The sequence below is a fragment of the Streptomyces sp. NPDC016677 genome (assembly GCF_055562815.1).
In genome coordinates, this window is record NZ_JBVHEO010000006.1 from 314,355 (window position 1) to 339,168 (window position 24,814).

Here is a 24,814-nt window from a genome sequence, read left to right on the forward strand (position 1 = left end):
GGGCGCGGTCGTCCGGCGCGTGCGGGTTCACCGCGGTCTCTTTCGCGGCGCTCGTCCCGCCGTAGGGTTCGGGGTATGACCTCAGCCGTACGCGTACAAGGGCTCTGGAAGCGGTTCGGACAGCAGGTGGCTGTCGGGGGGATCGATCTCGACCTGCCCGCCGGGAAGTTCATCGGGCTGGTCGGGCCGAACGGGGCCGGGAAGACCACCACCTTGTCGATGGTGACCGGGCTGCTCAGGCCGGACCAGGGGACGGTCGAGGTGGTCGGGCACGACGTCTGGCGCGATCCGGTGGAGGTGAAGGCCCGGATCGGCGTACTGCCGGAGGGACTGCGGCTGTTCGAGCGGCTGTCGGGCCGGGAACTGCTCGGCTACACCGGGCGGTTGCGGGGGCTGCCCGGCGGCGAGGTGGACAAGCGGGCCACCCAGCTCCTCGACGTCCTCGACCTGGCCGGGGCCCAGCACAAGCTGGTGGTCGACTACTCGACCGGGATGCGCAAGAAGATCGGGCTGGCCGCCGCGCTGCTGCACAACCCCGAAGTGCTGTTCCTGGACGAGCCGTTCGAGGGCGTCGACCCGGTGTCGGCGCAGACCATCCGGGGCGTCCTGGAGCGGTACACCGCCTCCGGCGCCACCGTCGTCTTCTCCTCCCACGTCATGGAGCTGGTCGAGTCGCTGTGCGACTGGGTGGCCGTGCTGGCCGCCGGGCGCATCCGGGCCACCGGGCCGCTCGCCGAGGTGCGCGGACAGGCGCCCTCGTTGCAGCGGGCGTTCCTGGAACTGGTCGGCGCGGGCGGCCGGGACGCGGGGAGCGACCTGGACTGGCTGGGCGGCGGTTCCCGGTGAGCGCCGAGCCCGCGTCGGCCGCCACCCCCGCCGTGCCCCCCGCCGCTGTCCCGTCCGCTGCGTCCGCCACGTCCGTCACGTCCGTCTTCGTGCGGCTGAAGCTGTCGCTGCTGCGCAACGGGCTGCGGCAGTCCGCCGGCCGGCGGGCCGCCTACGTCGCCTCGGCCGTCGTCGTGCTGCTCCTCGCCGCGCTCCAGCTCATCGGCCTGATCGCGCTGCGCGGGCACGCCCACGCGGACGCGCTGGTCGTCCTGCTGACGGCGGTGCTGGCGGTCGGCTGGGCGGTGATGCCGCTGTTCTGGCCCGGCGGCGACGAGACCCTGGACCCGACCCGGCTGGTGATGCTGCCGCTGCGGCCCCGGCCGCTGGTACGGGCCCTGCTGACGGCCTCGCTGGTGGGCATCGGGCCGCTGTTCACGCTGTGCCTGACGGCCGGTTCGGTGATCGCGCTGGCGCACGGCTGGGCGGCGTACGCCGTCGGGGTCGTCGGCGCGGTGCTCGCGCTGCTGGTGTGCGTGGCGCTCGCCCGCGCCGTCGCCGCCGCCAACGTACGGCTGCTGACCAGCCGCAAGGGGCGGGACCTCGCGGTGCTCAGCGGGCTGGTCGTCGCGGTCGGGGCGCAGGTCGTCAACTTCGGCGCGCAGCGGCTCGGTTCGTCCGGACTCGCGGAACTCGCGCCCGTCTCCGACGTGCTGAGCTGGGTGCCGCCCGCCTCGGCGGTCGGGGCGGTGCGGGCGGCGAGCGAGGGGGCGTACGGGACGGCGCTGGCGCGGCTCGCGCTGTGCGCGGCGCTGCTGGCACTGCTGCTGGCGGTGTGGGCGCGGCACCTGACCCGGCTGATGACCACGCCCGACGGGTCGACCCTCCCGTCCGGCGGTACGACGCGCGAGCGCGGGTCCGCCGGGTCGGCGCGGCTGCTGCCCGCGGGGCGCACGGGCACCGTCATGGAACGCAGCCTGCGGTACGTGTGGCGCGACCCCAAGACCAAGGCGGCCTGGGTGACCTCCCTGGCGATCGGCCTGATCGTGCCGGTCTTCAACGCCCTGCAGGGCAGCGGCTCGCTCTACTTCGCCTGCTTCGCCGCCGGGATGCTCGGCCTCCAGATGTTCAACCAGTTCGGGCAGGACACCTCCGCCTTCTGGATGGTCGCGATGACCATCTCCTCGCCCCGGGACGCCTACGTCGAGCTGCGCGCGCGGACCTTCGCCCTGCTGCTGATCAGCCTGCCGTACGCCACTCTCGTCACCGTCCTGACCACGGCGCTGCTCGACGACTGGGCGCGGCTGCCGCAGGCCCTGGGCCTGTCCCTGGCGCTGCTCGGCGCGATGCTGGCGGCCGGTGCCTGGGCCTCGGCGCGCTTTCCGTACTCCATTCCGCAGGAGGGCTACAAGAACGTGGTCCCCGGTCAGGCCGGGCTCGCCTGGGTCTCGATCTTCGGTGGGATGGTGGCCGCCGCCCTGCTGTGCGCGCCCGTCATCGCGCTGACGGTGTGGCTGAGCGTCAGCGCGGGCGGGGACGCGTGGACGTGGGTGGTGCTGCCGGTGGGGGCGGTGTACGGGGCCGTGCTGGTCGTGCTGGGGCTGAGGTTCGCGGCGCCGCTGACGGCCGGGCGGCTGCCGGAGATCCTGACGGCCGTCAGCAAGGGGTGAGGCCGCGCGGCCGGCCCGCTCAGTCCTGGAGGCTGTCGAGGAACGGTTCGACGACCGCGCGCCAGGCCTCCGGCTGGTCGTAGTGGACCAGGTGGCCGGCGTCGGCGACCTCCGCGTACCGGCCCCGCGGCAGCACCCGGACCATCTCCTGCGCCTCGGCACGGCCCAGCTCGCCGTCGAGGCCGCGGACGACCAGGGTGGGGCAGCCGACCTGGGCCAGCTCGTCCCAGTGGGCGTCGTGGATCCAGGTCTCGCGGGAGCTGAGCATCTGCTCAGGATCGAAGACCGGGCGCCAGCCGTCCGCCGACTCCGCCATCACCTCGGCGTAGTAGGCGCCGCGGGCCGGGTTCGGCCGGTCCGTCCAGGGGTCGTCCTCGCCGAACCACGTGCGTACGTCGGCGAGCGTGGCGAAGGGGACCGGCCAGGACCGGAACCACTGGGTCCACTCCTGCTGCGAGGCGGCGCCCAGCGCGGACGCCCGCATGTCGCAGATGACCAGGCCGCGGACCAGGTCGGGGTGTTTGGCGGCGAACTGCCAGGCGGTCAGCGCGCCCATGGCGTGGCCGATCAGGACGGCCGGGGCGAGGCCGAGCTGGTCGAGCGCGGCGCCGACGTCCTCGACGTACGCCTCGCGGGTGAAGGACGCCTGCGGGGGCTTCTCGCTGCGGCCGTGGCCGCGCTGGTCGAGGGCGACGGCGCGGTGGCGCCCGGAGAGCCAGCGGGCGGTGGCCGCCCAGTGCGAGGCGCGGCCCATCAGGCCGTGCAGCAGCAGGACCCCCGGGGCGGCCGGGCCGGGCGCCGGGTCGGTCTTGGGTGGGTCGCCGAACTCCCAGGCCGCGAGGCGTACGCCGCCCGCCCCGGTCACGTCGATACGCCGCGCCATGGTCCTGGCACCCCCAAGATCCGCTCGGACCTGATCTGCCTGCCGTGCTGGTCGTACTCGTCCTGCGTGTCCTGCGTGTGCTGCCGCCGCAGGGTATCGAATGGTTATTCGAAAAAACCGTCCTGCCGGGCAATACCCCTCGTTCGAGTGACACCCTCCGGGGATTGGCCGCCGCTGTCGAGGGGAGATCTTCAGCGGGAGGCGGACCGCTCGGGGAAAACGGTCCGAGGGGATGACCCTGAGAGCTCGGGGCTCCGGGTCAGCACAGGGGAGGGCAGGCCCCGGCGCCGCACGGCGCCGGGGCCCTCTGTCGTCTGCGCGGCACGTCCTCCCCCTCTCCGAACCGCGACTGCCCCTCGCGGCCCCGAGCCTTCGTCATATGCCTCAGCGACAGCCTCGCACGCCAACCGCGAGGACGCTGCCGTTCGGCCGGACCGAATTCGGCATTCGACGGGATGGAAACCCCGGCGCAACATCGGCGCCGGTCACTGCGGCGCGCCGAGCGGCGCGCTGCGCCGGGTCAGCGCTTGGCGCCGGGTCAGCGCTTGGCGACGAAGACGTGGGAGGCGACCTCCGACTCCAGCTCGGCCGCCTCGCCGCCGCTGCCCACCAGCACGCCGCCCGCGGACTCCGTCACGCTCACCACCGAACCGGGCTGCACGCCCGCCCGGCGCAGCGTGTACATCAGCTGGGCGTCCGTCTGGATGGGCTCGCCGATGCGGCGCACGATCACCGACTTGCCCTCGGCGCCCGGTTCCAGGTCGGAGAGCGCCACCAGGCCGGCGTCGAGGAACGGGTCGGCGACGTCCGTCTCGCCCAGCTCCTCCAGGCCCGGGATCGGGTTGCCGTAGGGCGACTCGGTGGGGTGGCGCAGCAGCTCCAGGACGCGGCGCTCCACGGCCTCGCTCATCACGTGCTCCCAGCGGCACGCCTCGGCGTGCACCTGCTCCCACTCCAGACCGATCACGTCGACGAGCAGGCACTCCGCGAGCCGGTGCTTGCGCATCACGCGGGTGGCGAGCTTGCGGCCCTCGTCGGTCAGCTCCAGGTGCCGGTCGCTGGCGACGGAGACCAGGCCGTCGCGCTCCATCCGCGCCACCGTCTGGCTGACCGTCGGACCGCTCTGGTCGAGCCGCTCCGCGATCCGGGCGCGCATGGGGACCACACCTTCCTCCTCCAGCTCGAGGATGGTGCGGAGATACATCTCCGTGGTGTCGATCAGTCCGGACATACGTGCCCCTTGATGAGATCTTCCGGAGGCTCGACGGCTCTCCGGCGCGTGCGCTGGCCCTGCCATCAATTCTGACGCATACCGCTGACAACCGTGCCGCGCCGAGGAGAAGGGCCGAACGGGGTATCGAGCGTACCGCCCGGGCCCTTGCCCGCGTGTCCTCCGTGTTGACACCGCGCTGGTCCGGACCGCACCGTGAGGCGCTGCACCGTACGTCACAGCGCGCCGCACCGCGCCACTGCCACACCGAAGGCCACACCGAAGGCCACAGCGAAGGGGCTCCGCATGAGCGACCGCAAGCCGGCCGGCCAGTTCCTCGACGCGGCGGTCGATCTGCTGCACCGGGTCCGGGACGAGGAGGGAGCGGCCGTGGAGGCGGCGGGCACGCTGCTCGCGGACACCGTGGAGCGGGGCGGCCGGCTGTTCGCCTTCGGCGCGGGGCACTCGTCGCTGGCCGCGCAGGACGTCGTCTACCGGGCCGGCGGTCTGGCCCTGATGAACCTGCTGACGGTGCCGGGCGTCGTGGGCGTCGACGTGCGGCCCGCCACGCTGGGCTCCGCCCTGGAGCGCGTGGACGGCCTCGCCCGGGCCGTGCTGGACTCCTCGCCGCTGCGGGAGGGCGACGCCCTGGTGATCGTCTCGCTGTCGGGGCGCAACGCGCTGCCCGTGGAGATGGCCCTGCACGCCCGCGCGCGGGGCATCCGCGTCATCGGCGTGACCTCGGTCGCGTACGCCACCGGCACCCGGCCCCGGCACCGCTCGGGCACCTTTCTGAAGGACCACTGCGACGTCGTGCTCGACTCCAAGATCGCCGTCGGGGACGCGGAGCTGACCCTGGACACCGTCCCTGCGCCGTTCGCCCCCGCGTCCACGGTGGTCACGGCCGCGCTCATGCAGGCCCTGCTGGCCACGACGGCCGCCGTCCTCGCCGACCGCGGCGTCGAACCGCCGCTGCTGCGCTCGGGCAACGTGGACGGCGGCCACGACTGGAACGACCGGATCCTGGAGCGGTACGGGGACCGCATCTTCTACCACCACTGAACCGGCGTCTTCCCCCACCGCTGAACCGGCGGCGGGCCGGTCACCGGGCCTGCCGGTCTACTGGTCCCGCTCCCCCACCGCCCCGGCCAGGTCCAGCGTCGCGGCGATGCGCAGGGACACGTCCTCCGCGTGGGCCACGTCGGACCGTTCGAAGGCGCCGCGGCCGGTGCTCCGCAGGAACGTCACGACACCGAGCGTGCGCCCGCGGCTGCGCAGCACCGCGCACAGGGCGTGCACCGTGCCCTCCGGCCACTGGCGGGCCCGCGCCCACGCGCGCGCCCGGTCGCCGGACATCGTGCCGGCGCTCGCCCGCACCGGACCGGCCCGCCGCACGCACTGCACCGCCGGATGCCCCTGGTCGTAGCGGACCGGCAGCCCCGCCGCACCGCCGCGCACGCTCGGCCCCGGCGTGCCGGAGGGGGTGGCCGCGAACCGGACCAGCCGGACCGGCTCCGCCGACTCCGTGCCGGTGAGCGGGGCGCCCGCCACCCGATCGACGAGCGCGTGGTCGGCGAACCCGGCCAGCGCGAAGTCCAGGTGGACGGTGGCCGCCTCGGCCGGGTCCTCGCACTCGGCCGCCGCCCGCGCCGCCCGGTGCAGCTGGTTGGTGCGGAACCTGAGCAGCGACGCCTCCTGCTCGGCCTGCCGCGACTCGGTGACGTCCTGGAACAGCCAGCCCACGCCGAGCGGCACCGGCTCCTCCGCCAGCGGCGACGCCAGCCGCAGGAACCCGCTGCTCCAGCACCGCCGCCGCTCCCCGTCCGGGGTGCGCACGCTCACCCACAGCTCGGCGGGCGCGGGCGGCGCGCCCTGGGCCAGGACGTGGGTCAGCGCGCTCTCCAGTTCCTCGACGCCCTGGGCGATCAGATCGCCCAGCGGCCGGCCCAGTACGGACGTACGCCCCGTGCCGAAGGCCCGCGCGGCGTGCGCGTTGACGACGGCCGGGCGCAGGTCCGCGTCGACCAGCACCACACCCCAGCTCGCGTCCTCGAACAGGGCCTCGCTCAGCGCGATCGACCGCTCCAGGTCGATCTGGGTGTGCACCTCGCTGAAGGCGCAGTACAGCCCGGCGGGCTCGCCGTCCGGGCCGCGTACGGCCGCGGACTGGGTGCGCACCAGCACCCGTCCGCCGTCCTTGGTCAGCAGCGCGAACTCGTGCACCTGCCGGCCCGGCGCGCGCATCGCCGCCAGCAGCCGGCCCTCGGTCTCCTCGGCGTCCGCGCTGCGCACGGCCCACCCGGCGAAGCCCTTGCGGCCCACCGCCTCGGCCGCCGTCCAGCCGAGGATGCGCTCGGCCTCACGGTTCCAGTGGGTGACGACGCCGTCCGCGTCGAACGCGCACAGCGCCGCGTCCATCCCGTCCAGCAGGGCGGCCAGCAGGTCCGCGCCCTCCCGCTCGGGCGGCTCGGGCCCGTCCGGCCCCAGCTCGTCGGTGGCCCCACTGTGCCGGGAAGCACTCACCCGAACCCCCCTGCAGGCTGTGTCGGTACTGGCCTCTTACTGGCCTTCATTCAAGTCGGTACTGGCCTTCATTCAACTCGAACGTGACCCAGGGCACACCTGGTTCTCGCAATAATGCAGGAATCGTTGCACGCCGGAAATCCGTCCCGCCCTGTCTCCCGCGTCACAGGAACGCGTCACAGGAACGCGTCACAGGAAAATGGGTTGAGCGCCTGCCGGACGCTTCCTAATGTGTGGTGCACACGAGAGAGGAGGTGGTTCGGCAGATGTATGGAAACCGGACGCGTGAGGTGGCTGCGGGCTAGCGGCCCGTCACCACACCCAGTGCGGTGCCGGACCAGCGCGTGAGTCGAGCGCGCAGCCGGCCCAATCTCCAGCAGTCACCCGACCCGCGAGTCGCCGGTACGTCCGGCCGGCTCCTCCACGGAGGAACCCGACTCGCGGGTCGTCTGCGTGTACGGGGCCCCCACCGGTGCTACAGCGACTCGTAGCCCTCGATCTCGCGGGGGTCGCGGGGGCCGGGGCCGGTGTAGCGGGCGGAGGGGCGGACCAGGCGGCCGGTGCGCTTCTGCTCCAGGATGTGGGCCGACCAGCCGGCCGTGCGGGCGCAGGTGAACATGGACGTGAACATGTGCGCCGGGACCTCGGCGAAGTCCAGGACGATGGCCGCCCAGAACTCGACGTTGGTGGCCAGTACGCGGTCCGGGCGGCGGGCGTGGAGTTCGGCGAGGGCCGCCTTCTCCAGGGCCTCGGCGACCTCGAAGCGCGGGGCGCCCAGTTCGCGGGCGGTGCGGCGCAGGACGCGGGCGCGCGGGTCCTCGGCGCGGTAGACGCGGTGGCCGAAGCCCATCAGGCGTTCGCCCTGGTCCAGGGCCCGCTTGACGTACGCCTCGGCGTCGCCGGTGCGCTCGATCTCCTCGATCATGCCGAGGACCCGGGAGGGGGCACCGCCGTGCAGCGGGCCCGACATGGCGCCGACGGCTCCGGAGAGGGCGGCGGCCACGTCGGCGCCGGTGGAGGCGATGACGCGGGCGGTGAAGGTGGAGGCGTTCACGCCGTGCTCGGCGGCGGAGGTCCAGTAGGCGTCGACGGCGGCGACGTGCTTGGGGTCGGGCTCGCCGCGCCAGCGGATCATGAAGCGTTCGACGACCGACCGCGCCTTGTCGATCTCACGCTGCGGGACCATCGGCAGGCCCTGGCCGCGGGCCGACTGGGCGACGTAGGACAGGGCCATCACGGCGGCGCGGGCGAGGTCGGCGCGGGCCTGCTCGGCGTCGATGTCGAGGAGGGGTTCGAGGCCCCAGACCGGCGCCAGCATGGCGAGCGCGGACTGCACGTCGACCCTGATGTCGCCGGAGTGGACCGGGATGGGGAAGGGCTCGGCGGGCGGCAGGCCGGGATTGAAGGCGCCGTCGACGAGCAGGCCCCAGACGTTGCCGAAGGAGACGCGCCCGACCAGGTCCTCGATGTCGACGCCGCGGTAGCGCAGGGCGCCGCCCTCCTTGTCGGGCTCGGCGATCTCCGTCTCGAACGCGACGATTCCCTCAAGCCCGGGTACGAAGTCGGACATCAGGCGGCTCCTCGTGATCGTGGTCCTGGTGGGGTGAGGGGCGTTCGCCGCCCCGTGGAATCCGCGGTCGTCGTCCCCGGCTCGCGGTCCCCGGCGGCCACCCCTGTGATGCCCCGTACGCGGCACGATATCCCTGAGTGCCACCTCCGGGGAGGGCTTGCGGCACTGGGTGCCACGGCGTGACGAAGGACACCGTGCGGCCGTACCGATACGGCAAGATGACAACGTGACCGACGCACACGCCGCCGCGCTGGATCTCGCCTCGATGCGCCAGCAGTACCGGGCCGAGGGGCTCGGGGAGACCGAGCTGGCCGCCACGCCCGTGGAACAGTTCGCCCGCTGGTTCCAGCAGGCGGCGACGGACGGCGGCCTCTTCGAGCCGAACGCCATGGTCGTCTCGACGGCCGACGCCGAGGGTCGGCCCAGCTCCCGCACGGTGCTGCTGAAGCACTTCGACGAGCGGGGCTTCGTCTTCTACACCAACTACGGCTCGCGCAAGGCCCGTGACCTGGCGGCCAACCCGTACGTCTCGCTGCTCTTCCCCTGGCACCCGATGGCCCGGCAGGTGATCGTCACGGGTACGGCGGCCCGGACCGGGCGGGACGAGACGGCCGCGTACTTCCGGACCCGGCCGCACGGCTCGCAGCTCGGGGCGTGGGCCAGCACCCAGTCGGCGGTGGTCGGCTCCCGGGCCGCGCTCGACGCCGCCTACGCCGAGCTGGCCGCCCGGTACCCGGAGGGCGAGCAGGTGCCGGTGCCGCCGCACTGGGGCGGGTTCCGGGTGGTGCCGCGGACGGTGGAGTTCTGGCAGGGCCGGGAGAACCGGCTGCACGACCGGCTCCGGTACGTCGCCGCCGGGGACGGCGGGGACGGCGGGGACGGCGGGGGCTGGCGGGTGGAGCGGCTCGGTCCGTGACGGCGCTCAGGCCGTGGCGGGCGGTGCCGGGTCCAGCGCCGCGTCCAGCAGGGCCCCCCACTGCGCGACCACCCGCTCCCGGCGGGCCGTGTCGTCCGTGAGGAGGTTGGCGAGGCCCAGGCCGCGGGCCATGTCGAGCAGGCCCTGGACGGTCTCCCGGACGCCGGGGCGGGTCTCGTCGGCGGCCAGGAGGCCGACGGCGATGCGGTGGGCCTCGCGGCCGACGCGTGCCTCCAGTTCGGTGACCCGGCCGCGCAGCTGCTCCTCGTTGGAGGCGGCGACCCAGAGGTGGAGGGCGGCGCGGAAGAGGGGGCCGGTGTAGAGGCCGACGAGGGCGGCGACCACGGCACGGCGGTCTCCGGCGCCCTCCGGGAAGAGGGCGCGCAGGGCGAGGGAGCGTTCCTCGGCGACGTACTCGACGGCGGCGGTGAACAGGTCCTCGCGGGTGGGGAAGTGGTGCTGTGCGGCACCGCGGGAGACACCGGCGCGCAGCGCGACGACCGAGACCGTGGAGCCCGCCCAGCCGTGTTCGGCGAGGCAGGCCACGGCGGCGGCCAGCAGCCGCTGCCGGGTGGCCCGGCTGCGGTCCTGCTTCGGGGCGCGGTCCGGTGCGGGGGCGCGGTTCTGTTCCGGGGCAGGGTCGGGGCCGGTCGTGGTCACAGCACCCATGCGGGATCCCGTCGTTCGAGGAAGGCCGTCATCCCCTCCCGGGCGTCGGCGGCGGTGAACAGCCGTGCCGTCAGCGCGGCGAGCGCGTCGGCGTCCCGGTCGAAGGTCTCCAGCACCCTAGCCGTGAGCAGCCGTTTGGTCTCGGCCAGGGCCCCCGGCGCGGCCTTGCGCAGCCCGTCGAGGACCGGTTCCAGTACGGCGTCCACGTCGTCGCCCGCCGCCGTGAGCAGGCCGACGCGGGCGGCCTCGGCGGCGTCGAAGCGTTCGCCGGTGAGACAGTAACGGGCGAGCGCGCGGGGGTCGGTGCGGGGCAGCAGCGGCAGGGATATGAGGGCGGGGGCCACGCCGACGCGGACCTCCGTGAAGGCGTACGTCGACGTGGTGGACCCGGCGGCGATGTCGCAGGCGGCGAGCAGGCCGAGGCCGCCCGCGCGGACGTGGCCGGTGACCCGGGCGACGACCGGCTTGGGCAGCTCCACGAGCTGCCGGAGCAGGCCGGTCAGGGCCTTCGGGTCGGGCGGGTCGCGCAGGTCGGCGCCGGCGCTGAAGGCGGTGCCGGTGTGGGTGAGGACGACGGCCCGGACGCCGGGGTCCTCGCCGCAGGCGGTCAGGGCGGCGGACAGTTCCGCCACCAGCGCGGCGGACAGGGCGTTGCGGCGGTGCGGCGCGTCCAGGGCGAGGGTCCGCACGCCCCGGGCGCAGGGGTGGACGGTCAGGGTCACGGGCGGTCCCTCGGCTCTCGGCGCCGGATCTCACCGCCGGCGGCGGCACGGGGCACGCCGTCGCGGAAGGCGACCCGGCGGTGGAAGCGGTCCAGGTGTGCGCGGGTGAGGGGGGACACGGTGCCTCCAGGGACGGCGGTCCGGCTAGTACGACTTGGGCAGGCCCAGGGTCTGGTGGGAGACGTAGTTGAGGATCATTTCGCGGCTGACCGGGGCGATCCGGGAGACGCGGGCGGCGGTGACCAGGGAGGCGAGGCCGTACTCGCGGGTGAGGCCGTTGCCGCCGAGGGTGTGCACGGCCTGGTCGACGGCCTTCACACACGCCTCCCCGGCGGCGTACTTGGCCATGTTGGCGGCCTCGCCCGCGCCCGTGTCGTCGCCGGCGTCGTAGAGGTGGGCCGCCTTCCCCATCATCAGCCGGGCCAGTTCGAGGTCGATGTGGGCCTGGGCGAGAGGGTGGGCGATGGCCTGGTGGGCGCCGATGGGGGCGTTCCAGACGGTGCGTTGACGGGCGTACTCGACGGCGCGGGTCAGGGCGTAGCGGCCCATGCCGATGCCGAACGCGGCGGTCATGACGCGTTCGGGGTTGAGGCCGGCGAAGAGCTGGAGGAGGCCGGCGTCCTCGTCGCCGACGAGCGCGTCGGCGGGCAGGCGTACGTCGTCGAGGGTCAGCTCGAACTGCTTCTCGACGGCGTGCAGTTCCATGTCGATCCGGCGGCGCTCGAAGCCGGGGGTGTCCCTCGGGACGATGAACAGGCAGGGCTTGAGCCTGCCGGTGCGGCCCTCTTTCGACGACACGGTCTCGGTGCGGCCGACTATGAGGGTGGCGTCGGCGATGTCGACGCCTGAGACGAAGACCTTCCGGCCGGTGAGGACCCAGTCCCCGCCGTCCTTGCGGGCCGTGGTGGTGATGCGGTGGCTGTTGGAACCGGCGTCGGGTTCGGTGATGCCGAAGGCCATGGTGCGGGTGCCGTCGGCGAGGCCGGGGAGCCAGCGTTGTTTCTGGGCGTCCGTGCCGAAGCGGGCGATGACGGTGCCGCAGATGGCCGGGGAGACGACGAGCATGAGCAACGGGCAGCCCGCCGCGCCGAGTTCCTCCAGGACGATCGACAGTTCCGCGATGCCGCCACCGCCTCCTCCGTAGGCTTCGGGGAGGTTGACGCCCAGGTAGCCGAGTCTGCCGGCCTCTTGCCAGAGGGACTCGCGGTCGTGGTCGCGGCCGTGGCGTTCGCCGAGGGTCGCCACGGCTTGGCGGAGGGCTTTGTGTTCGTCGGATTCGAGGAGGACGGGGGGCATCTGTGCTCCTTCGGGTGCGGGTTTCGTGGTGGTTGCTCGCGCTCACGCGGCGGAGCCGCATGACTGACGCAGTCCCGCGCCTCTTCAGGGCGCCTCCACTACCGCCAGCAGAGAACCCACCGTCACCTGTTGTCCCGTCACGGCGTGCAGGGACGTCAGGGTGCCGGTGGCCGGGGCGGTGACGCGGTGTTCCATCTTCATGGCCTCCAGCCAGAGGAGGGGCTGGCCCGCCTCGACCGGGGAGCCTTCGGCCAGGCCCTCCGCGACGCGGACCACCGTGCCCGGCATGGGGGCCAGGAGGGAGCCGGGAGCATGTTCGGGCTCCGGGGCGGGGAAGCGGGGGAGGGCGGTGAGGCGGGTGGCGTTGACGTGGACCTCGTCGCCGTAGGACGCCACCTCGAAGCGGCGCCGTACGCCGTCCGTTTCGAGGACGACGAGGCGGGGGTCGGTGTGGACGACCCGGACGCCGTCGGCTTCCGGGCCGGTACGGGTGTGGCGGTAGTGGACCTCGTGTTCCTCGCCTTCGACGGCGTACCGCTTCACCTGGTCCTGGGAGGGCAGGTTGCGCCAGGCGCCGCCGAAGCGGGAGCGGCCCGAGGCGTCCGCGAGGGCGGCGGCGAGGGGGGCGAGGGGGTCGGGGGCGGGGGTGGTGAGGGCGGGGAGGTGCCGGTCGTAGAAGGCCGTGGTCACACGGGCGGACGTGAAGTCGTCGTGGCGCAGGGAGCGGGCGAGGAGGTCGCGGTTGGTGAGGGGACCGTGGATCACGGAGCGTTCCAGGGCGTCGGCCAGGCGGCGGACCGCCTCCGCTCGGGTGGGGGCGTGGGCGATCACCTTGGCGAGCAGCGGGTCGTAGTGGACGGTGATGTCGTCGCCGTCGCTGTAGCCGGTGTCCAGGCGGATGGTGCCGGGGACGGCGAGGCGGTGCAGGCGGCCGGTCCGCGGGGCCCAGTCGGCGGCCGGGTCCTCGGCGTACAGGCGGGCCTCGACGGCGTGGCCGCGCGGGCGCGGGGGCTCGGGGGCGAGGGCGTGGCCCTCCGCGACGCGGAGCTGGAGGGCGACCAGGTCGAGGCCGAAGACGGCCTCGGTGACGGGGTGTTCGACCTGGAGGCGGGTGTTCATCTCCAGGAAGTGCGCCCGGCCGTCGGGGGCGACGAGGAACTCGACGGTGCCGGCGCCCACGTAGCCGACGGCACGGGCGGCGCGCACCGACCGCTCGTACAGCTCGCGGGTCAGGGCGTCGGTGAGGCCCGGCGCCGGGGCCTCCTCGATCACCTTCTGGTGGCGGCGCTGGAGGGAGCAGTCGCGGGTGCCGAGCGTCCACACCGTGCCGTGGGTGTCGGCGAGGAGCTGCACCTCGACGTGGCGGCCCTGTTCGACGTACGGCTCGACGAAGACCTCGCCGTCCCCGAAGGCGCTCGCCGCCTCGGCGCGGGCGGCGGTCAGGGCGGCGTCGAGGCCGGCCAGGCTCCGGACGATCCGCATGCCGCGTCCGCCGCCGCCGGCCGCCGCCTTCACCAGCACCGGCAGGTCGGCCTCGGTGACCTCGCCGAGGGGCTCGACGCCCATCAGTCGCTTGGCGCGGGTCTTGGACGCCATCGCCTCGATGGCGTCGGGGGGCGGGCCGATCCAGGTCAGGCCGGCGTCGGTGACGGCGCGGGCGAAGGCGGCGTTCTCGGAGAGGAAGCCGTAGCCGGGGTGGACGGCGTCGGCGCCGGCGGCGAGCGCGGCCTTCACGATCAGGTCGCCGCGCAGATAGGTGTCGGCCGACGCCGTCCCCGGCAGCCGTACCGCCGCGTCGGCCAGCCGGGTGTGGAGGGCCCCCTCGTCGGCGTCGGAGTGGACGGCGACCGTGCGGACGCCGGCCTCGCGGCAGGTGCGGAAGATCCGGCAGGCGATCTCGCCGCGGTTGGCGGCCAGTAGCGAGGTGATCATGTGGCTCCTCACATCCGGAAGACGCCGAAGCCGCCGCGCGCGCCCTCGTAGGGGGCGGTGTGGATCGCGGACAGGCACAGGCCGAGGACGGTGCGGGTGTCGCGCGGGTCGATGACCCCGTCGTCGTAGAGCCGCCCGGACAGGAACATCGGCAGCGACTCGGACTCGATCTGCCGCTCCACCATGACGCGCAGCGCCGCGTCGCCGTCCTCGTCGTACGGCTGTCCCTTCGCGGCGGCCGACTGGCGGGCGACGAGGGAGAGCACGCCGGCGAGCTGCTGCGGGCCCATGACGGCGGACTTGGCGCTGGGCCAGGCGAACAGGAAGCGGGGGTCGTAGGCGCGGCCGCACATGCCGTAGTGGCCGGCGCCGTAGGAGGCGCCTAGGAGGACGGACAGGTGCGGGACGCGGGAGTTGGCGACCGCGTTGATCATCATGGCGCCGTGCTTGATGATGCCGCCCTGCTCGTACTCCTCGCCGACCATGTAGCCGGTGGTGTTGTGGAGGAAGAGGAGCGGGATGTCACGCTGGTTGGCGAGCTGGATGAACTGGGCGGCCTTCTGCGACTCCGCCGAGAACAGGACCCCTCGCGCGTTGGCGAGGATGCCGAGGGGATAGCCGTGCAGGGTGGCCCAGCCGGTGGTCAGGCTGGTCCCGTACAGCTCTTTGAACTCGTCGAAGTCGGAGCCGTCGACGATCCGGGCGATCACCTCGCGCGGGTCGAAGGGGGTGCGCAGGTCGGCGGGGACGATGCCGAGGAGTTCCTCCGGGTCGTACTTCGGCGGCTCGGCCGGTCCCGGGTCGGGGTGGGCCTTGCGGTGGCCGAGGCGGGCGACGACCCGGCGGGCCCGGCGCAGGGCGTCGGGTTCGTCGACGGCGAAGTGGTCGGCGAGTCCGGAGACGCGGGCGTGCATCTCGGCGCCGCCCAGGGACTCGTCGTCGCTCTCCTCGCCGGTGGCCATCTTGACCAGGGGCGGGCCGCCGAGGAAGACCTTGGCCCGCTCCTTGACCATGATCACGTGGTCGGACATGCCGGGGATGTACGCGCCCCCGGCCGTGGAGTTGCCGAACACGACGGCGACGGTGGGGATGCCGGCCGCCGACAGCCGGGTGAGGTCGCGGAAGACCGCGCCGCCGGGGATGAAGACCTCCTTCTGGGAGGGGAGGTCGGCGCCGCCCGACTCGACCAGGCTGATACAGGGCAGCCGGTTGGCCAGGGCGATGTCGTTGGCGCGCAGGGCCTTCTTCAGCGACCAGGGGTTGGAGGCGCCGCCGCGCACGGTCGGGTCGTTGGCGGTGATCAGGCACTCCACGCCCTCGACCGTGCCGATGCCGGTGACGAGGGAGGCGCCGAGGGCGTACTCGCTGCCCCACGCCGCCAGCGGGGACAGTTCCAGGAAGGGGGTGTCGGGGTCGAGGAGGAGTTCGACGCGCTCGCGGGCGAGGAGTCTGCCGCGTGCGCGGTGCCGTGCGACGTACTTCTCGCCGCCGCCCGCGAGGGTTTTGGCGTGCTCGGCGTCCAGTTCGGCCAGCTTGGCGAGCATGGTCTCGCGGTTCGCGCGGTGGTCGGGGCCGGTGGTGTCGAGGGCGGATTCGAGGACCGTCACAGCAGGACCTCCGGGATGTCCAGGTGCCGGGCGCGCAGCCATTCGCCGAGCGCCTTGGCCTGCGGGTCGAAGCGGGCCCGCGCGGCGGCGCCCTCGCCGAGGAGGCCTTCGACGACGAAGTTCAGGGCGCGCAGGCCGGGGAGTGTGTGCCGGGTGACCGGCAGGTCGCGGGCCTCGGGGATCAGCTCGCGGAACCGGTCGGCGGTCAGCTCGTGCGCGAGCCACCGCCAGGCGCCGTCGGAGCGGACCCAGACGCCGACGTTGGCGTCGCCGCCCTTGTCGCCGCTGCGGGCGCCGGCGATCCGGCCGAGGGGCGCGTTCCTGACCGGGCCGGGCGGCAGGGGTTCGGGCAGCGGCGGCTCCGGTACGCCGGTGAGGGCGGCGGTGTGCGGGGGCGGCGGTACGGGGACGCGGCGTCCGTCGGGGAGGACGGCGACGTGGCCGACGGCGCCCTGGGGGACGTACGCGTCCTCGAAGACGCCGTACGGGTCGCCCTTCCCGGGCGGTGCCAGGAGGTGGAAGCCGGGGTAGCCGGCGAGGGCCAGCTCCACCGCCGCCCCGCTGAGCGCCCGTCCGACGGCGCGCTGGTCGGCGTCGCGGGCGACGAGCCGCAGCAGGGCGCTCGCCGTCTCCTCGGTCGGGGCGTCGGGCCGGTCGGTGCGCACCAGGTCCCAGCGGACGTCGGCGACCTTGCCGAGGGCGGGTTCCAGCTGTTCTCGGACGAGGGCCGCCTTGGCCTCGATGTCGAGGCCGGTGAGGACGAAGACGACCTCGCCCCGGAAGCCGCCCAGGCGGTTCACGCCGACCTTGAGCGCGGGCGGCGGGGGCTCGCCGCGTACGCCCGTGATCCGGACCCGGTCGGGGCCGTCCGGCGTCAGGGTCACGGTGTCCAGTCGGGCGGTGACGTCCGGCCCGGCGTACCGGGCGCCGCCCGTCTCGTACAGGAGCTGGGCGGTGACCGTGCCGGTGTCGACGAAGCCGCCGGTGCCGGGGTGCTTGGTGACGACGGACGAGCCGTCGGCGTGGAGTTCGGCGAGCGGGAAGCCGGGGCGGCGGACGTCGCCGTCCCGGAAGAAGGCGTAGTTGCCGCCGGTCGCCTGCGCCCCGCACTCCAGTACGTGCCCGGCGACGACCGCCCCCGCGAGCCGGTCGTACTCCGCCGGTCCCCAGCCGAAGTGCGCGGCGGCGGGCCCGGTGACCAGGGCGGCGTCGGTGACCCGGCCAGTGACGACCACGTCGGCGCCGGCCCGCAGGCACGCGGCGATGCCGAAGCCGCCGAGGTAGGCGTGGGCGGCCAGCGCGCCGGGGTGGCCGGCGGTGAGGTCGTCGCCCTCGACGTGCGCGACCCGCACCGGGATGCCGAGCCGGCCGGCCAGTTCCCGTACGGCGTCGGCGAGTCCGGCCGGGTTGAGTCCGCCGGCGTTGGTGACGACCTTGACGCCCCGTTCACGGGCGAGGCCGAGGCACTCCTCCAGTTGCCGCGGGAAGGTGCGGGCGTAGCCGGCGCCGGGGTCCTTCAGCCGGTCCCGGGCCAGGATCAGCATGGTCAGTTCGGCGAGGTAGTCGCCGGTCAGGACGTCCAGCGGGCCGTCGGTGAGCATCTCGCGCATCGCGTCGAAGCGGTCGCCGTAGAAGCCGGAGGCGTTGCCGATCCGCAGGGCGGTCACCGGGCGTCCCCCTTCGGCGGGCGTCCCGCTCCCGGCGGTCCGGCGAACGCCTGGGCGAGATCCAGCCAGCGGTCGGCGTCCGGGCCCTCGGCGCGCAGGGCCAGGTCGGCGCGGTGGGCGCGCTGGGTGACCAGCAGGCAGAAGTCGAGGGCGGGGCCGGTGACGCGCTGGGCGGCGCCCTCGGGGCCGTAGGTCCACCGCTCGCCGGAGGGGGCCCGCAGTTCGACGCGGAACGCGTCGGCGGGGGCGGGGAGCCCGTGGACGCCGTGGGCGAAGTCGCGGGTGCGGACCCCGAGGAAGGCGATGTGCCGGATCCGGTCGGTGGGGGTGTGCGGGACGCCGAGCGCGTCGCGGACGTCCAGGCCGTGCGCCCAGGTCTCCATCAGACGGGCGGTGGCCAGGGAGGCGGCCGACATGGGCGGCCCGTACCAGGGGAAACGGGCGCCGGGCGGGGCCGCGCGCAGGGCGCGGTCGAGGGCGGCGCGTCCGTCGCGCCAGCGGGTGAGCAGTTCGGCGGGCGGGAGGCGGGCGCCGTCCGCCGCCCCGTCGTCCACGAAGGAGCCGGGTGCGGCGAGCGCCTTGTCGACCAGGGGCCGGAACGCCTCCGGGTCGGTCACCGCGAGGCGGGCGGAGTGGTCCGTCCAGGCGAGGTGGGCGATCTGGTGGGCGATGGTCCAGCCGGGGGCGGGGGTGGCGAGGGCCCACTGCGCGGGGGCCGACTCGGCTACCAGGCAGTCGAGTTCGGCGCTTTCGGCGCGTAGGTCGTCGAGGACGGGCGTCGGGTCGGCCATGCCAGAGGAGCATGGCAGCGGCGCCACAAACAAGCAAGCATGCTTGCTTTGATTGTCGGCAGGCCCGCGCCACCCGGACGGGTCAGTCGCGGTTCGCCTCGGAGTCGCTGTACGGGAACGGACCGGTGGCGCCGCCTCCCGCCCTGCGCCGGCCCGCCCGCTGGTACGCGTCGTAGATGCCGCTGCCGGCGGAGGCGGGGTTGGAGACCACCAGCCCTCGGGGCAGCCCCTGCCCGGTCACGGCCTGCCACACCTCGGCCGCGAAGCTGGTGCAGTTGTAGCGCAGGAAGTTGTAGGGCTCGTTGGACCGCCGGTGGGCGACCATGTACCCGCGGACGACATTCTCCAGCGGAACGCGTTCGGAGATCTTGTCGGTGTACCTGACGTGCGGTTCGGGGCAGCGGATCATGCCGGGCACGCTCTGCACCGGCCCGGCGCCGGCCTCCGGGTAGAAGCCGAACGAGGTGCGCTTTCCCCTGCCGGTCTCCACCTGGATCCAGACGTGCCCCACCTCGAACTCGCGGTAGAACCCCGGACTGGTCCAGGGCTGGCCGCGGTCGGCCTTGACCGTGACCTTGTACGAGTCCTCCTCGCCGTCGGCCACGCTCTTCCTGAGGAAGGTGCGCAGCGGGGCGATCAGTTCGTTCATGGGCAGGTCGGGGACGCCGGACATGCCAGGGCCGCCGGAGATCCGCCTTTCGAGGCCCACGGCGGCACGCGCGTCCCGGGCCGCCTCGCGCGCGGACTCGACGGCGGTCCCGACAGCCCAGCCATGGGTGGCGAACTGCTCCTCAAGCACCCTCGCGTACGTGGAGCGGAACGTGTGCTCGAACTCCACCGCTTCCCTCGACCGCGGTACGACCTCGATGGTGCTCACCTCGTGAGCGGCCCATGCCGCCGCGTTGTGCAGGAACTGCGTGACGGCGTCCACTTCCTGGGCTGTCGCTCCCGGTGCCGGTCCGCAGATACGGAACGCGATGTTCCACGCGGCCGCGTGGGCCGTCTGGGCGGGTGACGTCGCGGGCGGTGACACCTGCCGGGGCGTCGAGGCGGGCCGGGCGGCCCGCGGGCCCGGCGGGCGGCTCCGGCCCCGCTCGGAACCGGACTGGTCGGACAGGTCGGCGTCGTACCCGGCGTTCATCTTGACCGGGTCGTAGCGCAGCATGCGCTGCACCGGCCACGCGCCGGTGCCGCGCCGGCGCTGGACCTGGGGCTGGGGCTGGGACTGAGGTGGGGACTGGTGCTGGTGCTGGTGCTGGGCCCAGGAGTGCCCCGTCTGCCGGAGCATCTGGACGACCGCCGCGTTGCCCGCGGCGCCCTGCTGGGCCAGCAGGGCCCGTGCGGGCGTCGCGGCGCCGGGAGCCGGCGCTCCCACGGGCGGGCGGGCGGCGGAACGGCCGGGCTCGGCGCCGTCGCGGCGGGTGGTGGTCTCGTGGACGCGCATCGCAACCTTCGAGGTCGGCAATTTCGTGGTCGCCACCACCCCCGCGTGAGCCGCGGTGGCGGAACGGCCGGTATACGCGCTGAAACGAGCGTTTTCCGGAACCGGTTCACCCCGCGGTGGACCGGCCCGCCACCGGGAACCGGCCGCGCCCCGGCCTCGACGTGCCGGGCGGCGTCAGACCTCCGGGACCGGGGGTCTGCCCCGGCTCACCTGGGTGCGTACCGCGCCCAGGCTCGCGGCGATGACGAGGGCGATCGCGGCCGCCTCCGTGGCGGACAGGGCCTGGCCGAGGACGAGGAAACCGGCCCCGGCCGCGAGGGCGGGCTCCAGGCTCATGAGGATCGCGAAGGTGGAGGCGGGCAGGCGGCGCAGGGCGAGCAGTTCCAGGGTGTAGGGGAGGACGGAGGAGAGCAGCGCCACCGCCGCGCCCAGGCTCAGCGTCACCGGGTCGGCCAGTTTCGCGCCCGACTCGGCGATGCCCATCGGCAGGAAGAGCAGCGCGCCCACCGCCATCGCCAGCGCCAGCCCGTCGGCCTGCGGGAAGCGGCGGCCGGTACGGGCACTGAACACGATGTACGCCGCCCACATGACGCCCGCCCCCAGCGCGAACGCGGCCCCCGCCGGGTCGAGGCCGTCGAAGCCCCCGCCGCCGAGCAGGAACACCCCGGCGAGGGCCAGCCCGGCCCAGAGCAGGTTGACCACCCGGCGCGAGGCCAGCACGGAGAGGGCGAGCGGGCCGAGGACCTCCAGGGTGACGGCCGGGCCGAGCGGGATACGGGCGACCGCCTGGTAGAAGAGGCCGTTCATGCCGGCCATGGTGGCCCCGAAGACGATCACCGTGCCCCAGTCGGCGCGGGAGTGGCCGCGCAGCCGGGGCCGGCAGACCAGGAGCAGCACCACGGCGGCGACGGCCAGCCGCAGCGTGACGATGCCGAGCGCGCCGGCCCTCGGCATCAGGGTCACCGCCAGCGCGCCGCCGAACTGCACCGACAGCCCGCCGGCGAGGACCAGGCCGACCGGTCCGAGGGCGCCCCGGCGGCCGGGGGCTCCCCCGGTCGAGGGCGCGCCGCCTGTCGCGGGGGCGGCCTGGGTCGGTATGCCGGGCTCGGCGCTGGGGGTGTTCACGGGGGCTCCGGGGACGGTGGTGGCGGGTGATGACGGTGACGGCGACCGGCGGAGGCGACGGACGGACGTGCGTCCATCTCACTGTACTGCGCGGTACAGGGCGCTGGACTCGGTCAGCCGTGCGGCCCCGCCATGCAACTGTCCTGGGCCGGGTACGCGGCTGTCAACGCGCGCCCGGCGCGCGGACCGGCCCCCCGCGCCGGGTAGCGTTCCCGGCCCGTCCACCCCTCTCCCGACCCTCTTCCGACCCTCTTCCGACCCTCTTCCGCCCCTCTCCCGACCCTCTTCCACCCCCCTTCCGTTCCCCTTCCGTTCCCGTTCGTCCCGGAGGCCCCGTGAGCCGACTCCTCGCCCGACTCTGGCGCGCCCTGCGCCCTGTGCAGAGCCGCCTGGTGTGGTTGCTGAACCCGAAGTTCGTGGTCGGTGTGACCGGCGTCGTGCGCGACGGCGAGGGGCGGGTGCTGCTGCTCCGGCACCGGATGTGGCCGCCCGGCCGCCAGTGGGGCCTGCCGAGCGGTTTCGCGCACAAGGGCGAGGACTTCCGGCGGACCGTGGTCCGCGAGGTCAAGGAGGAGACCGGCCTCGACGTGGAGGCGGGCCGGCTGGTCATGCTGAACAGCGGCTTCCGCACCCGACTGGAGGTGGCCTACGAGGCCCGGCTGCTCGGCGGCGAGCTGCACATCGACCCGTTCGAGATCCTGGAGGCCCGCTGGTGCCGGCCCGACGAGCTGCCGGAGGACATCCAGCCGGTGTGCCGTCCGCTGGTCCGGGGCGAGACCAGCTGCTGAGCCGGGCGGGGCGCCCGCGCTCCCTGTTCCGGCCAGGGTGAGGTGGCACGGCGGAAAGCAGGTGACAGAAGCGTTCCGGGTGTCATCACGTCGCTCAAGTGAGCGGGTCGATGACACCCCTGGCCGTAGTGTCCTCGCTTTCTGCCTGACCCAGTCCCTCCGCCAGCACCTCCGCCAGATGGCGGCCCCGCGTCCCGGCCAGTTGTTCCAGCTGCGTGCGGCAGGAGTAGCCGTCCGCCAGGACCACCGCCCCGTCCGGTGCCTCGCGCACCGCGGGCAGCAGGCGGTCCCGCGCGCACGCCACCGACACCTCGTAGTGGCCCGCCTCGAAGCCGAAGTTGCCGGCCAGCCCGCAGCAGCCGCCGGCCGGCTCGCCGGTGAGGCCCGCGGCGGCGCGCAGCCGGCGGTCGGCCGTGTCGCCGAGGACGGCGTGCTGGTGGCAGTGGGTCTGGCCGGTGACCGGGCGGTTCAGGGCGGGCGGGGTCCAGTCGGGGGCGTGGCGTTCCAGCGCCTCGGCGAAGGTGAGGACGCGGCCGGCGAGGGCGGCGGCACGCGGATCGTCGTTCAGCAGCTCGGGCAGGTCGGCGCGCAGGGCCGCCGCGCAGCTCGGCTCCAGGACGACGACCGGGGCGGCCGTCGCGAGCACCGGTTCCATCAGGTCGAGGGTGCGGCGCAGGACCGCGCGGGCCCGGTCGAGCTGCCCGGTGGAGACGTACGTCAGTCCGCAGCAGACCCGGCCGCGCCGGGCCGTGAGCAGGGCCGCGGGCGACCGGGTCCGGCCGTCGCCGGCCGCCCCGCGCCCCGGCCGCAGCGTCGGCGGCAGCGCCACCCGCAGCCCCGCCGCCTCCAGGACGCGTACGGCCGCCCGTCCCACGGACGGTGACAGGTGCTCGGTGAACGTGTCGGGCCAGAGCACGACCAGGTCACCGCCGTCGCCCGGGGGCCGTCGCCGCCCGCGCCACCACCGGCTGAACGTCTGACCGGCCAGTCGCGGGATCTCCCGCTCGGCCGCGATACCGCCCAGCCGCTTGGCGACCGCGGCCACCGGGCGCACGGCGGCGAGCGCGTTGACGGCGGCCGCGCCCCGGGTACGGGAGACCCAGCGCAGCCACACCGGCAGCCACCCCATCGTGTAGTGGGCGGCGGGGCGGCGCCGGCCCGCGTAGTGGTGGTGCAGGAACTCCGCCTTGTACGTGGCCATGTCCACCCCGACCGGGCAGTCCGAGCGGCAGCCCTTGCAGGACAGGCACAGGTCGAGGGCGTCGCGGACCTCCATGGAGCGCCAGCCGTCGGTGATCACCTCGCCGGCGAGCATCTCGTGCAGCAGCCGGGCCCGGCCGCGCGTCGAGTGCTCCTCCTCGCCGGTCGCCCGGAACGACGGGCACATCACGGACGCGCCCGCCGCCACCGTCGTACGGCACTTGGCGACCCCGACGCAGCGCCGGACCGCCGCCGTGAAGTCGCCGCCGTCGGCCGGGTAGCCGAAGGCGACGTCGACCGGCTCGCGCGGCAGGACGGCGAAGCGGAGGTCCGCGTCGAGGGGGGCCGGGCGCACCAGCATGCCGGGGTTGAGCAGGCCGTCCGGGTCCCAGACGGCCTTGGCCCGCTCGAAGAGGGCGACCGTCCCGGCGCCGTACATGCGCGGCAGCAGTTCCGCGCGGGCCTGCCCGTCGCCGTGCTCGCCCGACAGCGAACCGCCGTGCGCCACCACCAGGTCGGCCAACTCCTCGGAGAAGCGCCGGAAGCGGGCGACGCCGGCGTCCGTCAGCAGGTCGAAGTCGATCCGGACGTGGATGCAGCCGTCCCCGAAGTGCCCGTACGGCGTGCCGCGCAGCCCGTGGGACGCCAGCAGCGCCCTGAAGTCGCGCAGGTAGGCGCCCAGCCGGGCGGGCGGCACCGCGCAGTCCTCCCAGCCGGGCCAGGCCTCGGTGCCGTCCGGCATCCTGGTCGCCGTACCGGACGCGTCCTCCCGTACCCGCCACAGCGCCCGTTGCCCGGCCGGGTCGGTCACCACGCGGGCGTCCACGACGTCGGCGGCCCGGACCACCGCCTCGGCCCGCGCGCGGGCCTCGGCCGGGGTGGCGCCGCCGGTCTCCACGAACAGCCACGCCCCGCCCCTGGGCAGTCCGGCCGGGTCCGGCACCAGGTCGGCGGCCATCCCCTCCACCGTCAGCGGCCCCAGCGGCAGCAGGCCGGCCGCCGCCTCGGCCGCCGCGCCCTCGTCGCCGTACCCGAGTACCGCCAGGGCCCGCGCGGGCGGCGCCTCGACCAGCCGGACGACCGCCTCGGTCAGCACGCCCAGCGTGCCCTCGGAGCCGCAGAAGGAGCGGGCGACGTCCGCGCCGCGCTCCGGCAGCAGGGCGTCCAGGGCGTAGCCGGAGATACGGCGGGGCAGGTCGGGGAAGCCGGTGCGCAGCCGCGCCGACTCGCGCTCCACCAGCGCGCGCAGGCCGGCGGGCGCCCCGGCCCACTCCGGTCCGGGCCGCAGCCGTTCGCCGCGCGCGGTGAGGACCGACAGCCCGGCGACGTTGTCGGCGGTCGTCCCCCAGGCCACCGAGTGCGAGCCGCAGGAGTTGTTGCCGATCATGCCGCCGAGCGTGCACCGGCTGTGGGTGGAGGGGTCGGGGCCGAAGCGCAGGCCGTGCGGGGCGGCGGCCTCCTGGAGCCGGTCCAGGACGAGGCCGGGCTGTACGACGGCCGTACGGGCCCCGGGGTCGAGGGAGAGCAGCCGGTTCATGTGCCGGGTGAAGTCCAGGACCACGCCGGTCCCGGTCGCCTGGCCCGCGATCGACGTGCCGCCGCCGCGCGCCACGACCGGCACGCCCCGGGTCCGGCACACCTCCAGTACGGCCGCCACGTCGTCGGCGTCGCGCGGGGCGACCACGCCCAGCGGGACCCGGCGGTAGTTGGAGGCGTCCATGGTGGTCAGGGCCCGGGCGGTCGCGTCGAAGGAGACCTCGCCGCGCACGGCCGCCCGCAGCGCGCTGCGCACCCCGGGCCCGGCTTCCGCTGCATCCGTCATGCCCTCAGCATGCCCGGCCGGGCGGAGGACGGCTTCGCGCCACCGGGGGCGGGGCGTTGACGCCCGGCATGTTTGCCGTAGTTGTTCCTGTGATCTGATGCTAAGAACGTGACACTAATGTGCCCAACGCGATCACGGAGTCTCTTATAGTGAC

20 protein-coding genes are annotated in these 24,814 nt (G+C 74.6%); 5 read left to right on the top strand and 15 right to left on the bottom strand.

Annotated features, from left to right (window positions below; translation table 11 throughout):
* The first annotated feature begins 75 nt into the window (after positions 1–75).
* Both ACZ3IG_RS19775 and ACZ3IG_RS19780 read left to right on the top strand, forming a co-directional pair.
* Positions 76–846, top strand: coding sequence for an ABC transporter ATP-binding protein (locus ACZ3IG_RS19775; RefSeq protein WP_467433554.1), 771 nt, complete (start codon positions 76–78; stop codon positions 844–846).
* Between the two features lie 32 nt (positions 847–878).
* Complete coding sequence (locus tag ACZ3IG_RS19780) at positions 879–2,495, top strand: transporter (RefSeq protein WP_467433717.1); 1,617 nt, start codon at positions 879–881, stop codon at positions 2,493–2,495.
* A gap of 19 nt (positions 2,496–2,514) precedes the next feature.
* Here ACZ3IG_RS19780 and ACZ3IG_RS19785 read toward each other — a convergent pair whose 3' ends face one another.
* Together ACZ3IG_RS19785 and ACZ3IG_RS19790 are read right to left on the bottom strand one after the other, a co-directional pair.
* Positions 2,515–3,378, bottom strand: a complete 864-nt coding sequence (locus ACZ3IG_RS19785) for an alpha/beta fold hydrolase (RefSeq protein WP_467433555.1) — start codon at positions 3,376–3,378, stop codon at positions 2,515–2,517.
* 538 nt (positions 3,379–3,916) lie between these two features.
* Positions 3,917–4,609 (bottom strand): metal-dependent transcriptional regulator, encoded by a 693-nt coding sequence (locus tag ACZ3IG_RS19790; RefSeq protein ID WP_467433557.1) that lies wholly within the window; start codon positions 4,607–4,609, stop codon positions 3,917–3,919.
* Between the two features lie 285 nt (positions 4,610–4,894).
* Here ACZ3IG_RS19790 and ACZ3IG_RS19795 point away from each other — a divergent pair, with 285 nt between their 5' ends.
* Positions 4,895–5,650, top strand: coding sequence for an SIS domain-containing protein (locus ACZ3IG_RS19795; protein ID WP_467433558.1), 756 nt, complete (start codon positions 4,895–4,897; stop codon positions 5,648–5,650).
* A 57-nt stretch (positions 5,651–5,707) separates the two neighbouring features.
* Here the strand turns inward: ACZ3IG_RS19795 and ACZ3IG_RS19800 are convergent, their stop codons facing one another.
* Both ACZ3IG_RS19800 and ACZ3IG_RS19805 read right to left on the bottom strand, forming a co-directional pair.
* Positions 5,708–7,111 carry a PAS domain-containing protein gene (locus ACZ3IG_RS19800; RefSeq protein ID WP_467433559.1) on the bottom strand — a complete coding sequence of 468 codons (1,404 nt, stop codon included), beginning with the start codon at positions 7,109–7,111 and terminating at the stop codon, positions 5,708–5,710.
* Between the two features lie 475 nt (positions 7,112–7,586).
* Entirely contained in the window at positions 7,587–8,681 is a 1,095-nt protein-coding gene (locus tag ACZ3IG_RS19805) for a citrate synthase 2 (protein WP_467433560.1), read from the bottom strand.
* A gap of 265 nt (positions 8,682–8,946) precedes the next feature.
* Between ACZ3IG_RS19805 and pdxH the strand changes: the two genes are divergently transcribed.
* Positions 8,947–9,597: a pyridoxamine 5'-phosphate oxidase gene (gene pdxH / locus ACZ3IG_RS19810; RefSeq protein ID WP_467433719.1), complete on the top strand. Its 651-nt coding sequence runs from the start codon at positions 8,947–8,949 to the stop codon at positions 9,595–9,597.
* Positions 9,598–9,603: 6 nt separating this feature from the next.
* On the opposite strand, the gene ACZ3IG_RS19815 is transcribed toward pdxH, so the two are convergent.
* The 10 genes from ACZ3IG_RS19815 to ACZ3IG_RS19860 all read right to left on the bottom strand — a co-directional run bounded on the left by ACZ3IG_RS19815 (position 9,604) and on the right by ACZ3IG_RS19860 (position 20,850).
* The gene (locus ACZ3IG_RS19815; protein WP_467433561.1) at positions 9,604–10,266 is read right to left on the bottom strand and encodes a TetR/AcrR family transcriptional regulator; all 663 of its coding nucleotides are present in this window, start codon (positions 10,264–10,266) and stop codon (positions 9,604–9,606) included.
* Complete coding sequence (locus ACZ3IG_RS19820; protein WP_467433562.1) at positions 10,254–10,988, bottom strand: enoyl-CoA hydratase family protein; 735 nt, start codon at positions 10,986–10,988, stop codon at positions 10,254–10,256. Before ACZ3IG_RS19820 ends, ACZ3IG_RS19815 begins: the two co-directional genes overlap by 13 nt.
* Positions 10,985–11,107: a hypothetical protein gene (locus ACZ3IG_RS19825; RefSeq protein ID WP_467433564.1), complete on the bottom strand. Its 123-nt coding sequence runs from the start codon at positions 11,105–11,107 to the stop codon at positions 10,985–10,987. The genes ACZ3IG_RS19820 and ACZ3IG_RS19825 overlap by 4 nt, the downstream gene beginning before the upstream one ends.
* A gap of 25 nt (positions 11,108–11,132) precedes the next feature.
* Positions 11,133–12,284: an acyl-CoA dehydrogenase family protein gene (locus ACZ3IG_RS19830; RefSeq protein ID WP_467433566.1), complete on the bottom strand. Its 1,152-nt coding sequence runs from the start codon at positions 12,282–12,284 to the stop codon at positions 11,133–11,135.
* An 84-nt stretch (positions 12,285–12,368) separates the two neighbouring features.
* Entirely contained in the window at positions 12,369–14,216 is a 1,848-nt protein-coding gene (locus ACZ3IG_RS19835) for an acetyl/propionyl/methylcrotonyl-CoA carboxylase subunit alpha (RefSeq protein ID WP_467433568.1), read from the bottom strand.
* An 8-nt stretch (positions 14,217–14,224) separates the two neighbouring features.
* A complete protein-coding gene (locus tag ACZ3IG_RS19840; protein ID WP_467433569.1) occupies positions 14,225–15,823 on the bottom strand; it encodes an acyl-CoA carboxylase subunit beta in 1,599 nt (532 codons plus the stop codon).
* Complete coding sequence (locus ACZ3IG_RS19845) at positions 15,820–17,490, bottom strand: acyclic terpene utilization AtuA family protein (protein ID WP_467433571.1); 1,671 nt, start codon at positions 17,488–17,490, stop codon at positions 15,820–15,822. Before ACZ3IG_RS19845 ends, ACZ3IG_RS19840 begins: the two co-directional genes overlap by 4 nt.
* Positions 17,487–18,281, bottom strand: a complete 795-nt coding sequence (locus tag ACZ3IG_RS19850; RefSeq protein WP_467433573.1) for a TIGR03084 family metal-binding protein — start codon at positions 18,279–18,281, stop codon at positions 17,487–17,489. Before ACZ3IG_RS19850 ends, ACZ3IG_RS19845 begins: the two co-directional genes overlap by 4 nt.
* Before the next feature lie 82 nt (positions 18,282–18,363).
* Entirely contained in the window at positions 18,364–19,725 is a 1,362-nt protein-coding gene (locus ACZ3IG_RS19855) for a hypothetical protein (protein ID WP_467433576.1), read from the bottom strand.
* 174 nt (positions 19,726–19,899) lie between these two features.
* Entirely contained in the window at positions 19,900–20,850 is a 951-nt protein-coding gene (locus tag ACZ3IG_RS19860) for an EamA family transporter (protein WP_467433577.1), read from the bottom strand.
* A gap of 335 nt (positions 20,851–21,185) precedes the next feature.
* Here ACZ3IG_RS19860 and ACZ3IG_RS19865 point away from each other — a divergent pair, with 335 nt between their 5' ends.
* Positions 21,186–21,638 carry an NUDIX hydrolase gene (locus ACZ3IG_RS19865; RefSeq protein WP_467433578.1) on the top strand — a complete coding sequence of 151 codons (453 nt, stop codon included), beginning with the start codon at positions 21,186–21,188 and terminating at the stop codon, positions 21,636–21,638.
* A gap of 94 nt (positions 21,639–21,732) precedes the next feature.
* On the opposite strand, the gene ACZ3IG_RS19870 is transcribed toward ACZ3IG_RS19865, so the two are convergent.
* Positions 21,733–24,660 (bottom strand): FAD-binding and (Fe-S)-binding domain-containing protein, encoded by a 2,928-nt coding sequence (locus tag ACZ3IG_RS19870; RefSeq protein ID WP_467433581.1) that lies wholly within the window; start codon positions 24,658–24,660, stop codon positions 21,733–21,735.
* Positions 24,661–24,814 lie beyond the last annotated feature (154 nt).